This is a genomic window from Leptolyngbya sp. O-77, from assembly GCF_001548395.1.
In the GTDB taxonomy this organism is placed as follows: domain Bacteria; phylum Cyanobacteriota; class Cyanobacteriia; order Elainellales; family Elainellaceae; genus Thermoleptolyngbya.
In genome coordinates, this window is sequence record NZ_AP017367.1 from 624,067 (window position 1) to 638,075 (window position 14,009).

The window sequence follows — 14,009 nt, forward strand, 5'->3', positions numbered from 1 at the left end:
GAGAGGGACTTCCAATCTGCTCTCCTTCTCCCAAAAAGGGAGAAGGGGCTGGGGGATGAGGGCAAACTTGCAGAACTGGGATGCGCCCTGTTCACCGCTATTTTTCGTCAGACAGCTTTTTTGGGGCCATCACCGTATAATCAACCCGGATCGTCTGCCTGGGCCAGATGCTAGAATATGAATTTAAGAAATACACCTGTACTCTGCTTGGTTTAGCCAACCACACCGCTGGGAGCATTTATGAACAACTGCATTTTGATGGCTGAGGTAATTCAAGAGCCGCAGCTTCGCTATACCTCCGATAATCAAACGCCGATTGCTGAGTTTAGGGTGCAGTTTGCGGCGCTGCGCGACAATGATCCGCCGGGGCAAATCAAGGTGGTGGGCTGGGGCAACTTGGCGCAAGAGATCCAGGCAGAGTTTCATGTGGGCGATCGCGTGATCATCGAAGGTCGGCTAGGCATGAATATGGTCGATCGCCCAGAAGGTTTTAAGGAAAAGCGGGCAGAGCTAACGGTGTCTCGGATTCATCGGATTGAAGCGGATGCCAGCCTGAAATCCTCCACAGCCGACTTGCCAGGCACAGCGGCATCCCGTCCCGCAGCACCCACGCCGGCCGCAACGACTGTTCCCGCTGCTCCGCCGGCCTATGCAGCCTCCTCTGTTAAGGCAGCTCCTGCCGCCAAAGCCCCAGTAGAAACCGCCGACTATGACGATATCCCGTTCTAGGCTGGGCGATTCAATCTGCTAGACTGCTTGTTTTCACGCGAGTTTCTGCGCGAATTTCTGCAATTTCGGCTGCGCTCAGGTTGTAGAGTGCGTAGACGGTTGTGTCTATTTGAGCATCAAGCTGGGCGATCGCCCTCAGGTCTTGACTCGCTCCGCACTGCTGCCGCTGTTTTGCCAGGTCAACAAGGGTGTGGCAGGGCGTGAGGCGATCGCCCTGTTCACCCAGCGCTATCGGAATCTGGCGCAACTGGGGCGGGCCAACTCGCAAATAGCCGCCCTGGAGCGCATTGCCGCCATGCCGCTGCACAAAGAACCAGTGGATCAGCGAACTGTTCAGAATTGCCAGCAGCAGCCACAGCAGGTCAGCGCAGTTGCCCAGATGGGAGGACGAGTTGGGCGCTTGAATAATCGAGGTCGATTTTCCTGCCAGTACGCCCCCTGACTCATCCAGCGCACACTCCAGCCGTCGGGTCATGCCCGCGACGATTAGCTTGGGTTGGGTAGCCTGTCGCTGGCGCTGGGGCGAAAGTTGGCACAAATGTTGTGCAGGCAGGATGGGGTGCAGGTAGCGATCGCCCAAATAGCGCAACGGGCGATCGCCCCACCACAAGCGATAGGGATCGATCGTGCCGCTGTTGACCAGGCGCAGGTCGCCAGGGGCAGGCGTGGGATGATTGCAAATCCAGCGCTGGAGTTCGTAGGCTTCGGCGACCGTCGCTGCCCCCTGCACGCTGGCAACTTGCCCCAACATAGGAAGTTGCTGCAATCGTGCCATCAGGCTGTCCCCCTGCTGCGAATCGCCCAGCCACCACTCTGCACCCTTGGTATACAGCCATCGCCGCCGCCCCACCGTTGTCAGGGTTTCCATCACCTCATAGGGCACTGGCGCACGCGCTCCAGACTGCTCTTTTCTCAGAGCATCCGGTCTGCACTTTCCTTCCGCTTGCCGCCGCGCCACATACACTAGCGGATAGACCGCCGCCTGAAACACCGCCACCTGAGCATAATCCCGCAGCGCCACAAGCTGAGTGTTCTCTGTCAAGAGCGATCGCGCTGCGGCAGCATACCCAGCCGAGCGCAGCTTGTTAGGCACGACCAGACTCGTCATGCCGCCCGGACGACACAACTCCAGCGATCGCTCAATAAATACGCAAAATAGATCCCAATTCCCCCTGGCACAGCCATAGCGCTCGGCGCAGGCGCGTCGCCAGACGGCCGCTGTCGCGCTCATTTGCTCAGCGTCGATATAGGGCGGGTTGCCCAGCACCCCGTCAAACCCGCCTGCCTGCGCGGCCGCCGGAAAGGTTGCAGCCCAGTCCAGTCCCAGCAGCGCATCAGCACAGACCAAGTTTTGCGCCAGGTTGGGTAGCACAAACCCTGGCGGCGGCTGACCCTCCAACAGCTTGAGATGGAGCGAGAGACGGGTGAGGGCGATCGCCGTTTCGTCCACATCCACCCCATAAATGCAGTCGAGCAGCACTTGCTGACGCGTGTGCCAATCCACTGGGCTATCTATTGGGGCGATTGGGGACCGCTGGGTACAGGGGGGGACAGTTGCCCCATCCACACCTGCCGAATTCGCAGACCAACCCGCCACCCATCGCAGCAGTACCTCATAGGTCGCCAGCAAAAATGCCCCTCCCCCCGCCGCCGGATCGAGGATGCGCGGAACTTCTGACAGTTTTTGGATAGGGGCGCTCAACAGTTGCCCCAGGGTTTGCGAGACACAGTAGTTCACCAGCGGCTCTGGCGTGTAGTAAATTCCTCTTGCCTTACGGCCATCTACTTTTAGGGCAGCCCTCAGCGCACATTGTCCGGGTGACGGGGCCCAGGCGAGGCACTGCTCATACAGTTGCCCCAGCCGCGCCACAGGGTAGGGAGCGCAGAGAAAGAGCGATCGCAGCAAGGCGAAGAGGACGGTATTCATCTCAACTGACAACGGCGGCAAGGCTGTCACCGGAAACGCCAGCCCGTGCTGATGATTGGCAGCGGTCAAAAGTTGATCCAGCGCAAACTCATCGGGTTTGAGGGATTGCCCCTGCACCGGTAGCAGTCTGCGCTGCTGATAGAGCGGGATGCACAGCAGCGCCAGCAGCAGCATCCGGGCGTGGGCGTGGTCGGCGGGCTGAGTGGGTTGGCGATTCGCAAAGCGATCCCTACGGGAATCGCCCAGGATGACCAGCAGCCGCCGATAGCTCCGCGCCGCCCAGGTTTCCAGGTCGCTCGTGCCTTGCGGGGAATGAGGAGCGATTTGCGAAGCGCTCCCGACGGGAATCGCCCCACTGGGCAAATCATCTACCCCATAGGCTCCACGGGCATCCGACTGGCGCAATTCATCCGACTGGCGCGATTGAAGCATAGCAAGATGACCGCAGAAAAACAGCGAGAAGACTCCACTAAAAGACACATGAAGACAGCTAGAAGACAGCCGCTAGAAGACAGCCATCCAGTCATCCGAAAGCTTACTATGGCATTGGATCGATGGCACAGAATCGATCGCGTCTCGCTCCTACGTTTTTTATCGCACGCTATGCCTTTGACGTTTACCAACGCAGTTCAAGAACTGACCTATCGCAAGGTGTCGGACTACCTCACGACCTCTGCGCTATTCAAGGACTCGCTGCAAGTTTTGTCCTATGCTCCCCGGTTTAACCTGTCCTACGGTTCGGCCAAGGTTGAGGTAGAGGTGCTGGATTGGGAGGTGCATCCCTGGGACGAGCGAGAACTGGCAATTGTCAAGGCGAGTAGCTGCGTTACCCTAGGCAGCCGAACGGATGAGCCGCTGATGCGATATCTGCTGATGGAAAACCACCGGATGCGGTTTGGCGCGTTTCATCTGGCAGAGACGGGCGGCGTAATTTTTTCGCACAGCGTCTTGGGCGGGGAGAATATGGACTTGATGGAACTACAAACCTGCATTTTGTCTGTGGTGACCATTGCCGATACCTACGACGACTTGATTATCCAAAAGTTTGGCGGGCAGCGGGCGTGCGATCGCCTACCCTGACCGCCCAAACCCCAACGCCCAAACCCTAACAAAGGCAGGACTTACACACTTGCGATCAGGATTCTATCGTTCAACTGCGTAAGTCTCAAAAGAAAAACACCCAGCAGCCCCCTGCCAGGTGTTATGTCGCTTCGGAAATCCGATTTTTTACTACCAAAAACTACCAAAAACGTCGCACAGCGGATGAACTACTGCTCTTTCTTAACCTGAGCGTGTAGCTCAACCCCACGGTACTTACCAATCACTTTCCCCGAAACTGTGGCGACGGCGGGAACGTTGGCTTCGTATTTGATACCGCGATAGGAGAGGTTCATAGCTGGTTTCCTTTTGAATTCCATGTTTTTAGAATAGGGCAGCAGACCCGGCCCAGACCTCATCCGAGCGTCTCACCTGAGCGGGTGAACTTCTGCCCAAGGGCATTCCCGTCGGGATTGCTTCGCGAATCGCCGCCGCCAACCCCGCCAATCGTCCATCCAAAATCTCGAAAATCTCGAATCGGTATAAGATTGAAAAAGCCTGGAGAGGTGGCAGAGTGGTCGAATGCGCTCGACTTGAAATCGAGTGTCCCAAAAGGACCGTGGGTTCGAATCCCACCCTCTCCGTTTCGGAGCCTGATGAATCGCTGCACAATCCTGATGAATCGCTGCACAATGAGGATGTAGTGGATTAGTGGATCATGGCTCAGTGCGTTAGCCACCGCTGACGGGGGGAATCAGAACCACTTCGTCGCCGTCTTGCAGCACCCAGTCCGGCGCTACGAACTGATAGTTCACGCCAAAGCGAGTGAGCGAGCGCCACTGATCCAGTTCGGGATGCTCCTGCAACAGGCGATCGCATACCTCAGCGACAGTTGCCCCCTGCGGCAGCGCCAGCACTAGCTCTGGCATACCGTAGGCTTCTTGGTAGGCGGCAAATAGCTTGATGGTCACGGTCACTGTTGGGTCAGACACACTCGACAGGCTCCAAAAACCAGGTTGAACCAGAGCCAGATCGCAGACCGGTGCGCTGCAAGCTGCTCAGGGGCGATCAGGAGCGAACAGCAGCAAACGGGCGATCGCCCCCACCCTCATTCTGGCCCAATCCTCATTCTGGGGGGCTAATCCTTAAACAGTCAAAGCTTTTGTAAAAGTATAGTAAAAAACTGCGGGAGTTTACGGCGGTGCTATCCACTCTCCCGCACACTTTCAAAGGAGATTTACGTATTGTGAGTAACCTAGACTCCGTAAAATTCCCTACTATGATTGAGAAAGTGTGAAGCTATTCTGAAAGCGTGCGCTAGAATCACAAGAATAACCAATTTCTTATTCTTAAGATTGCTCAGTTCACTGCTGTCGGTTCCCCCTGTTGACGGTCTAGAGTTAGTAGTCCTGAATGCGGAAAGGCTGAACGAGGTCGGTACGCTAGATTACGTAAGTGGAAATATCTAAACCATCTACGGCTTAAGGTTTCTGCCTGAGTGCCGCCCTGCGGGTCGGGCTGAGCCGTCACATGATCTACTTCGGGGTTTGCACTTGGTTTAACGCAACAGCACACTTCAGCACGACTTACTGAATTTCCAGGACTTGCCTCATGTATTCTGTGTCTTCTCAGGCTGACTCTTCTAGACCGTTTTTGACATGGCAGCGGATTTTAGACTGGGCCCAAGAGCATTACCGCACCCGTACCTTTGCGAAGGATGAAAAGATTCCGGCACGTCCTGGGCTGCTGTATCTGGTACAGCGAGGCGCGGTGCGGCTGGTGGGTGAGGCGCAGGTGAGCGCCAACGGCAATTCCTCTCGCCTGCCGCGGATTAATTCCGAAGAGGCGTTTTTGGGCTTTGTCGGGGCAGGGCAGCCGTTTGAAATCGTAGCCCAGTCCCCGTTTACGCTCCAGGCATTTGCCCATGTCGAGCAGACCTCGGTGATCTGGCTCTATTGGCATGATCTCGACAACTGGCCGCACTTCCGTCGGGAAGTTTTAGACGCATTTCGCTTGCAACATCAGCGCAAGCTGCTGTGGCTGAGTACGCTGGGGCAGCGCCGCACGATCGACCGGCTGCTGGGGTTCATCACCCTGCTGGTAGAAGAGTTTGGTGAACCCAGCGACGATACCTACTATTTGCCCTGGTCGTTGACCCATGCCCAAATCGGCAGCGCCATCGGCTCGACTCGCGTCACGGTGACGCGCCTGATGGGCAAGCTGCGACAGCGCGGGCTGATTCGCACCTATGGCGACAACCTGATTGCGATCCCCGCCGAATCGACCATGCTGCAAAAGCGCAACAGCGCTTCCTAGATTTTGGGTTAGGCGGTGCTGCTGTATCGATTCTCGATTTTGGATTTGCGATTTTGGATTGCCCGTCAAGCGTCTGCGGGGCTTTCAGAATTTCATTCGTAGCTCCGCTGAGGAGAATGGATATTAGACGTAGCTGCCACGCGCCGTCCTGCAAGGCTTTGATGGGTTTCGATGGCGCAAACGCATCGTATGGGAGAGCGATCGCACGATAAATTTGCGGCTGCCTCAGAAGCGCCACCTGCGGCGGTGTCAGCCATGTACCGACTGGAGGGACGGAGTTGGTGTATAAATTCCAGGTCTGTTGTTTCGGTGCCTGATCCGCCATGTCCAATTCTTTGCCCAACTCCCTGTCTGCGATCGCCCGTGCGCGAGATATTCGTTATTTCATGATTTCCTTCACCGACCTGTTTGGCGTGCAGCGGGCCAAGCTGGTGCCTGCCGAGAGCATTGATGCGATCGCCGCGAATGGGGCAGGCTTTGCTGGGTTTGCGGCCTGGCTGGATCAGTCGCCGGCCGACCCGGACATTCTGGCATTTCCTGACGTAGATCGGCTGTTTCAGCTTTCCTGGCGGCCAGACGTGGCGTGGCTGCCCGCCGACCTGCACCAGGTTGATGGCCAGCCGCTAGAGCAAGCGCCGCGCCTGGTGCTAAAGCGGGTGATTCAGCAGGCGGCGGAGATGGGGCTGCGGGTAAAAACGGGCGTGGAGTGCGAATATTTTCTGCTGTCGCCCAGCGGGGAGGAGATTTCCGATGCGGGCGATCGCCAGAGCAAGCCCTGCTATGACCAGCAGGCTCTGATGCGCCGCTATGACGTAATTCGCGAAATCTGCGACAGCATGATTGCCCTCGGCTGGGGGCCCTATCAAAACGACCACGAAGATGCCAACGGTCAGTTTGAAATGAACTGGACTTACGACGATGCGCTCGTCACCGCCGACCGTCAGGCGTTTTTCAAATACATGGTCAAGTCCATTGCCGAAAAACACGGGCTGCGGGCTACCTTCATGCCCAAGCCCTTTGCCCACCTGACGGGCAACGGCTGCCACGTCCATGTTTCAGTCTGGAACAGTGCTGGAGACACCAACCTGTTTGCCGACCCAGAGGGCGAACTGGGGCTATCGCCGCTGGCCTACCAGTTTCTCGGCGGCGTGCTGCATTCTGCTGAGGCACTATGTGCGATCGCCAATCCCACGGTCAACTCCTACAAGCGCATCAACGCGCCCGTCACCAACTCTGGGGCCACCTGGTCGCCCAACACCGTCAGCTACAGCGGCAACAACCGCACCCACATGATCCGCATTCCCGAACCCGGTCGGTTTGAGCTGCGGCTGGCCGATGGCGCAGCAAATCCCTACCTGCTGCCCGCCGCCCTGATCGCCGCCGGACTCGACGGCATCGCCCAAAAGCGCGACCCCGGCCCCCGCTACGACAACAACAGCTACACCGAGCCGCTGCCCCCTGGCACTGTGCCCCAACTGCCGCTGTATCTGCTAGAAGCCTTGCGCCGATTTGAAGCCAGCCCCGTGCTGCCCCAGGCGCTAGGCTCCGCCTTTACCCAGGCGTATCTCAAGCTCCAGCGACAAGCCTGGAACGAATACAGCGCCCACATTTCCACCTGGGAACGAGAGACGACGCTGGACTGCTAGGCTAGGGGTTGGGGAATGGGGGTTGGGGGTTAGGGGTTGGGGGCTAGGGAGGAAGAACTGTCTATCGACTGGTTAATCTGTCCCGGCGGCCTGCCCAGTAACGCAAACTGTAGCAGCGTTAAAGACTTTCAGGAACTCCTGCTTTCCTAACCCCTAACCCCCAACCCCTAACCCCTAATGTTTCTCCGATCGCTGCATCTGCGCCAGTTTCGCAACTACCGGGATCAGGCGGTAAGTTTTGCTGCGCCGAAGACGATTTTGGTGGGTGACAATGCTCAGGGCAAGTCGAACCTGCTGGAGGCGGTGGAACTGCTGGCCACGCTGCGATCGCACCGCAGTAGCCGCGATCGCGATCTGGTGCAGCAGGGAGCCGAAGAAGGCAGCATTGCCGCACGGCTGGATCGAGACAGCGGCTCTGTGGATTTGGGGTTGGTGTTGCGGAGCAGCGGGCGACGCACCGTGTCGCTAAACGGGCAAACCCTAAAGCGTCAGGTAGACTTTCTGGGCACGATGAGCGCCGTGGAATTTTCCAGCCTGGATCTGGAACTGGTGCGCGGCGGGCCGGGGCATCGCCGCCAGTGGATTGACACGCTGCTGACCCAACTCGAACCCGTCTACGCGCACCTGTTGCAGCAATACAATCTGGCGCTGCGCCAGCGCAATGCCCTGCTGAAGCAGTCCGCCAGCCGCGCTGAATCCGCCGTGCCGCTGGATCAGGCGCAGCTTGCGGTGTGGGACGCGCAACTGGCAGCGCTGGGAACGCGGGTCATCCGCCGTCGGGCCCGGGCGATCGCCCGCATTGCGCCCCTGGCGGAATTCTGGCATCGAGACATTAGCGGCAGCCGCGAAACGCTGGAAATTCACTATGCGCCTAGCGTACCGATAGAAAAAGACGACCCGGCGCAGATTCAACAGGCGTTTTTGGACAAGATTCAGCAGCGGGCGATCGCCGAACAGGTGCAGCACACCAGCCTCGTCGGCCCCCACCGCGATGAGGTCGAGTTCACCATTAACGACACGCCTGCGCGTCAATATGGCTCGCAGGGGCAGCAGCGGACTCTAGTGCTGGCGCTGAAGCTGGCGGAACTGAAGCTGATCGAATCCGTCGTGGGGGAACCGCCGCTGCTGCTGCTAGACGACGTGCTGGCCGAACTCGACCCCAAGCGCCAGCACAAGCTGCTCGACACGATTCAAGATCGGTTCCAAACCCTAATCACCACCACCCATCTCGATTCCTTTGATTCGCAGTGGCTCCGGTCGTCGCAGGTGCTAACGGTCGTTGCAGGGCAGATTAGGGGTTAGGGGTTGGGGGTTGGGGGTTAGGTCTGAGCGGCTTGATCTCCCCTTGCTTAAGGGGGGCTAGGGGAGATCTCAGACTGCCTTGTATCCGAAACTGATCCCCCTAAATCCCCCTTAGTAAGGGGGACTTCTGGAGGGCGGCTCGGTTCTCCCCTTTTCTTCTAGCGCAGCGGCGCGTCAGCGCGGGGGCTAAGGGGGAATCAAAGGGTTTTAAAACACGCCCTAACCCCCAACCCCTAACCCCCAAACCCTACCTATACTCGTCGCCGCAGTCGCCAATTTGGTTCAGCAAGTTGCGCGATCGCCCCGAAACCTGCTCGATCCGCTGCCAGTCATCGGCATCAAGCTGGAAGTCGAATACGCGGGCGTTGTCGGCGCGGTGTTCGGCGATGCTGAGGCGCGTGCCGACGATCACGCCTGCTACGGCAGGGCGATCGAGAATGGCCCGCACCGCCACATTTGACAGGCTGGCGTGATGTTTGTGGGCGATCGCCTCCAGGGTTTTTAGCAAGTCCTGAAACAAGTCCCAGCCGCCCCAGGCATCAATCATGCGCTTGTATTTCTGCTGAGACACGGTGGACAGTTCCCCCCGACGCGGCTCTGGCTTGCCGAGGTAGCGCTCGGACAGGAAGCCGCCGCAGAGTGTGCCGTAGGTCAGCAAATGCACGCCCCGCTCCTGGCAGAGCTTCGCCATGTAGGCCTCTGGGCGGCGATCGACGAGGGAATACTGCACCTGGTTCGACACGATCGGGATGCCGCTGTCGAGGATGATTTGCAGATGCTCGGTGTCAAAGTTGGTGAGCGCCAGATGGCGGAGTTTGCCGTCGCGCTGCAAGTCGGTCATGTGTTTTAGCGCGTCCAGGTAAGCCGGATCGCCATAGTCCCACCAGTGAAACTGGAGCAAATCGAGACAAGGTGTGTCCATGCGCTGACGCGACACGTCGATGCTGCGTTCTACGACAGCACGGGGCATCGGGCCCGGCCGGGGCACCCATTTGGTAAACGCCTGCACCTGGGATAGCGCTGCCTCGCCCCGCGCTGCCGCAAGCTGCCGCCGAAACGCGCCGATAAAGTCTTCTGCCGGGCCGTAGTGATCGGCTAGATCCCAGGTGGTGTAGCCCGCGTCGAGATAGTCCACCATGCTGGCGATCGCCCCGTTCGGGTCAATCCGTCCGTGCGCTCCCGATACCTGCCACATCCCATTCAGCAGGCGGCAAATGGTTAAATCTGGGGTGAACTGGAAACGGCTAGAGTCGGGTAGCAGCATAGAACAGGGGTTCGTTTGTGGACTACAGAACCTCGGCCCGCAGCCGTGCCAGCGGCAAACTCAGTAGCTTGCGTGGCCCCGATACGTAGGCCCGCTTGCGAAACACGTCGTAGCGGTTGCGCTCGATCGCGTCCAAAATTTGCCGATACAGCATCAGCGCCGACCACACGGGAAATCTCGCATCGCGGCTCAGCAGACTGACACCGCTTTCCGCCTGCACAAAGAACTTTCGCGCCCGCTGAATTTCAAACTTCATCAGCTCTCGCCAGCGATCATCTACCACGCCGTTAAACAAATCGGCTTCGGTATAGTTGAACAGCGCCAGGTCTTCGAGCGGCAGATAAATGCGGCCGCGCCGCGCATCTTCACCCACGTCGCGGAGAATGTTGGTGAGCTGGTTAGCAATGCCAAGGGCGATCGCCTCCTGCGTTGGATCGACCAACCCGCCCTTGCTCCACGGGGCCGTGCGGCGGCTGTCGTCCACACCCATCACCGCCGCCGACATCAGCCCCACCGTGCCCGCTACGCGATAACAATAGAGCTTTAGCTCCTCAAAGGTTTCATAGCGGTTGCGATAGAGATCCATCCGCTGTCCTTCAATCATGTCTCTGAAGGGCTGGATGTCGAGCGGGAAGCGCTCTAGCGTGTCCACCAGCGCCACGTCCACATCTTCCAACGGATGACCTGCAAAGAGGGTTTCTAGGTTTTCTTCCCACTGATCCAGCGTTTCATCTGTTGTATAGGCTGCGTCTGCCCCGTCCACCAATTCATCCGTGCGCCGACACCAGACATAAATCGCCCAAATCGCCCGCCGCTTTTCTTCCGGCATCAGCAACGTCCCAAGATAAAACGTCTTGGCATATTCCTGAGTGATCTGGCGACAGCGCTCATAGGAATCGTCCAGAGATATCAGGACGGTTTTGCAGGAAGGCTTCGGCAGTTGCAGCATTACATCGCAGGGCTGGAGGAATACAGTTAAACCTATCAGTAATCCGTCACTTGCGGTTCATTTGGAACGATTAGCATTCCAGAAATGAAACCGCTGGAGTGATTTATCGGGCTGAAGTGGCCACTAGGTCGGGCGGCGCTGAATCTACAGGAGATGCAGGAAATCGCTGGGCGATCGCCTCGGCGGCTTGTTTACCCGATAGAACTGCACCCTCCATGCTGCCCAGATAGCGCTGCATGGTGTAGCTCCCGGCAAGGAAGAAATTGTCGATTGGGGTTGCCTGGTCGGGGCGGCAGGCTTGCATTCCTGGCGCGGCCGTGTAGACTGAGCGCGGCGTTTTCACGATCTTGTGTTTCAGCAGCGTAGCCGGGTTTTCGCCCGCCAGGTCATCCGGGAAGAGTTTCTTTAGCTCCTCCATGGTCGCCGCCAGGATGTCGTCTTCAGACTTATCGATCCAGTCTTTTGCCGGAGCCAAGACCAGCTCTAGCATTGAGCGATCTGGATTGGCATATTCGCGGCAAGTGTTGCTCATGTCAGCATAGACGCTGAGCAGGGGCGATCGCGAAAACAGGAGCTGATCCACATCCGTCAGCTTGCGATCAAACCACAAGTGAATGTTGATCACGGGCACGCCTTCCAGGGATTGCATCTTTTGGAAGAACTCGATCTTCGTCCACGGCTCTGGCATTAGCGCTTTGATCACGTCTACCGGCATTGCCGAAACGTACACATCTGCCGTCACCACTTCATCCGGCGCACCGTCCAGCCCGCGCACTGCAAACCCGCGTACCGTGCCGTCTTCGTTCAGCAAAATCTGCTTTAGCGGCTTCTTCAGCAGCACCTTGCCGCCGCGCTCGGTCACATAGTCCACAATCGGCTGACACAGACGCTCGGTGGGCGACCCGTCGAGAAAGGCCACCTTCGAGCCGTAGCGCTCTTGCAAAAAGCGATTCAGCGCCGTCAGCGGAACCGTCGCCGACACATCTTCGGGGTTGATAAAGGTGAGCGCCTTGGAGGCCGCCACAAAAATGTCGCTGTTGACCCGCTCATCCACGCCTTGCAGCCGCAGCCACTCCAGCAGCGAGTACCGATCCATGTTTTCCACATACTGCTGACCACGCACCACCGCAGGCAGTAGCCCGATAGCAAAGCGAATTTTCTGATTCCAGGTCAGCATGTCGTTGTTACGGAGGATCGACATGATGACATTGAAAGGGGCGGGAATGTCGGGCACATCGAAGCGCGACAGAACGCCCGGTTTCTCTGGCTGGTTGAAGATCAGCGTGTGTTCTTTCCACTGGAGCCGATCTTCAATGTCCAGTTCCTTAAACAACTGGAGCATATTGGGATAGGCCCCAAAAAAGACGTGCAGACCCGTTTCGTACCAGTCGCCGTCGGCATCCTTCCAGGCGGCTACCAGCCCGCCCAGCACGTCCCGACTTTCCAGCACGATGGGCGTGTGCCCTGCGTCTACTAAATATTTGGCGCAGGCTAGCCCGGCCAATCCTCCCCCTGCGATCGCCACCCGCATGTGCGCGCTGTCCTCTGAAATACCTGTTTACACTAGCTCTCATTATATGTTGCAAACTGTAACAAAACGGGCCGTCAACGGGCATTTTTCTGAGATCTGCCGCTTGAAACTGCCCGCTTGGCCAGAGATGCTGAGCGCTAACCAAAAAACAGGTGGCTTTCGGGCTGGATGTTGATCTCCAGCGGCACGGCCTGCGGCTCTGCCATCAGAGCAAACAAGATCGCGTCGGCCGCCGTTTCGGGACGGAGCATCTTGGTGCGATCGACCTTGAGGCTGACGTGATCCCAAAAGGGCGTATCCACGCCGCCAAAGTAAAATAGCGTGAACTTGACTCCAAAGCGCTTTAGCTCGTCGGCCATGCACTTGCTGAAGCCCACCACGCCAAACTTAGAGGCGCAGTAGGCCGCCGCCATCGCCATTGGGTGCTGTCCCAAAATCCCTATCACGTTGCAGATGTGTCCTGACTTGTGTTCCTTCATGACGTTGGCGGCGGCCTGACAGGTGTAGAAGCTGCCCTTCAAGTTGAGATCTAGCATGGCATCCAGGTCGGCGGGTTCAATCTTGTTGTATTGCTTGAGGATGCCTGCGCCCGCCGCGTTCACCAGCACGTCGATTTTGCCGAATTGGGCGATCGCCTTTTGCATCAGCGCTTCGGCCTGCTGCGGGTCGGTGATGTCTGTTGGCACGGCCAGCACGCCACCGGGCGCACCAGCCAGCGAATGGGCCAACGGGTTCAGCGTCGCTGTATCTCGCGCCGCCAGCACCAGCGCTGCGCCCAATGGAGCCAGCTTTTGCGCCAGCGCCGACCCAATGCCCCCCGTTGCGCCCACAATGACAACCACCTTGCCTTGCATAACCCGTTCCGCTTCTTTACATTTCTTAATTTCACTCCTCATCATATCGCCTTGCTCGGCACGGTGCATCTGCCCAATGCCAGCCCTAATTCCAGCACTGGTACGGATGGGAAACCGAGCAAGCATGGCGATCGCCCGTCTGCGGGGATCACGGACGACAGCCGCTTTGCCGAGTTCCGTCCGGTTTGGCAGCGGGTAAGAAATTAAGTTTGGTCACAGGGCGATCGCCCCTTTTGTGGCGGATGGTAGCCTAAATCACAGGCACATATTTCAATAATTCTTCCCGGACGGGGCCTGTGCCTCCTGCCTCGCTACCGGACGCGGCGATCGCTTACGGCTTGTAACGCTGCTTTGATTGGGGCATATCAGCCTAGCAATGGTCTAGAACCTTCTGTTTCGTCTAGATGCTCGGCTGCATCGCCCAAGCTCCTCTGCCTCCGAAAGAGGCATCGG

Annotated in this window: 13 protein-coding genes and 1 tRNA gene; 7 read left to right on the plus strand and 7 right to left on the minus strand. The window is 58.1% G+C overall.

Features of this window, described 5'->3' with window-relative positions:
- The first annotated feature begins 240 nt into the window (after window positions 1-240).
- Entirely contained in the window at window positions 241-729 is a 489-nt protein-coding gene (locus tag O77CONTIG1_RS02705; RefSeq protein WP_068507853.1) for a single-stranded DNA-binding protein, read from the plus strand.
- A 10-nt stretch (window positions 730-739) separates the two neighbouring features.
- Here the strand turns inward: O77CONTIG1_RS02705 and O77CONTIG1_RS02710 are convergent, their stop codons facing one another.
- Window positions 740-3,088 carry an Eco57I restriction-modification methylase domain-containing protein gene (locus O77CONTIG1_RS02710; RefSeq protein WP_068507855.1) on the minus strand — a complete coding sequence of 783 codons (2,349 nt, stop codon included), beginning with the start codon at window positions 3,086-3,088 and terminating at the stop codon, window positions 740-742.
- Window positions 3,089-3,259: 171 nt separating this feature from the next.
- On the opposite strand from O77CONTIG1_RS02710, the gene O77CONTIG1_RS02715 reads away from it, so the two are divergent.
- On the plus strand, window positions 3,260-3,736 hold the full coding sequence (locus tag O77CONTIG1_RS02715) for a T3SS (YopN, CesT) and YbjN peptide-binding chaperone 1 (protein ID WP_068507856.1): 477 nt from the start codon (window positions 3,260-3,262) through the stop codon (window positions 3,734-3,736).
- A 188-nt stretch (window positions 3,737-3,924) separates the two neighbouring features.
- Here O77CONTIG1_RS02715 and O77CONTIG1_RS23210 read toward each other — a convergent pair whose 3' ends face one another.
- Window positions 3,925-4,050, minus strand: coding sequence for a DUF4278 domain-containing protein (locus tag O77CONTIG1_RS23210; protein ID WP_156434871.1), 126 nt, complete (start codon window positions 4,048-4,050; stop codon window positions 3,925-3,927).
- 204 nt (window positions 4,051-4,254) lie between these two features.
- Between O77CONTIG1_RS23210 and O77CONTIG1_RS02720 the strand changes: the two genes are divergently transcribed.
- Window positions 4,255-4,338 (plus strand) — tRNA-Ser (locus O77CONTIG1_RS02720).
- 87 nt (window positions 4,339-4,425) lie between these two features.
- On the opposite strand, the gene O77CONTIG1_RS02725 is transcribed toward O77CONTIG1_RS02720, so the two are convergent.
- A complete protein-coding gene (locus tag O77CONTIG1_RS02725) occupies window positions 4,426-4,686 on the minus strand; it encodes a MoaD/ThiS family protein (RefSeq protein ID WP_068507857.1) in 261 nt (86 codons plus the stop codon).
- Between the two features lie 619 nt (window positions 4,687-5,305).
- Between O77CONTIG1_RS02725 and O77CONTIG1_RS02730 the strand changes: the two genes are divergently transcribed.
- The 3 genes from O77CONTIG1_RS02730 to recF all read left to right on the plus strand — a co-directional run bounded on the left by O77CONTIG1_RS02730 (window position 5,306) and on the right by recF (window position 8,958).
- Entirely contained in the window at window positions 5,306-6,010 is a 705-nt protein-coding gene (locus O77CONTIG1_RS02730; protein WP_068507859.1) for a Crp/Fnr family transcriptional regulator, read from the plus strand.
- 323 nt (window positions 6,011-6,333) lie between these two features.
- Window positions 6,334-7,656: a type III glutamate--ammonia ligase gene (gene glnT, locus O77CONTIG1_RS02735; RefSeq protein ID WP_068507861.1), complete on the plus strand. Its 1,323-nt coding sequence runs from the start codon at window positions 6,334-6,336 to the stop codon at window positions 7,654-7,656.
- A gap of 177 nt (window positions 7,657-7,833) precedes the next feature.
- Window positions 7,834-8,958, plus strand: coding sequence for a DNA replication/repair protein RecF (gene recF, locus O77CONTIG1_RS02740; RefSeq protein ID WP_068507863.1), 1,125 nt, complete (start codon window positions 7,834-7,836; stop codon window positions 8,956-8,958).
- A gap of 247 nt (window positions 8,959-9,205) precedes the next feature.
- Here recF and O77CONTIG1_RS02745 read toward each other — a convergent pair whose 3' ends face one another.
- From O77CONTIG1_RS02745 to O77CONTIG1_RS02760, 4 genes are all read right to left on the minus strand, one after another.
- On the minus strand, window positions 9,206-10,222 hold the full coding sequence (locus tag O77CONTIG1_RS02745; protein WP_068507865.1) for an aldo/keto reductase: 1,017 nt from the start codon (window positions 10,220-10,222) through the stop codon (window positions 9,206-9,208).
- Between the two features lie 22 nt (window positions 10,223-10,244).
- Entirely contained in the window at window positions 10,245-11,171 is a 927-nt protein-coding gene (crtB, locus tag O77CONTIG1_RS02750) for a 15-cis-phytoene synthase CrtB (protein ID WP_068507866.1), read from the minus strand.
- Between the two features lie 103 nt (window positions 11,172-11,274).
- On the minus strand, window positions 11,275-12,702 hold the full coding sequence (gene pds, locus O77CONTIG1_RS02755; RefSeq protein ID WP_068507868.1) for a 15-cis-phytoene desaturase: 1,428 nt from the start codon (window positions 12,700-12,702) through the stop codon (window positions 11,275-11,277).
- A 137-nt stretch (window positions 12,703-12,839) separates the two neighbouring features.
- Window positions 12,840-13,556: an SDR family oxidoreductase gene (locus O77CONTIG1_RS02760; RefSeq protein ID WP_068507870.1), complete on the minus strand. Its 717-nt coding sequence runs from the start codon at window positions 13,554-13,556 to the stop codon at window positions 12,840-12,842.
- On the opposite strand from O77CONTIG1_RS02760, the gene O77CONTIG1_RS24110 reads away from it, so the two are divergent.
- Complete coding sequence (locus O77CONTIG1_RS24110) at window positions 13,551-13,763, plus strand: hypothetical protein (RefSeq protein ID WP_156434873.1); 213 nt, start codon at window positions 13,551-13,553, stop codon at window positions 13,761-13,763. The two genes, O77CONTIG1_RS02760 and O77CONTIG1_RS24110, sit on opposite strands and share 6 nt — an antisense overlap.
- Window positions 13,764-14,009 lie beyond the last annotated feature (246 nt).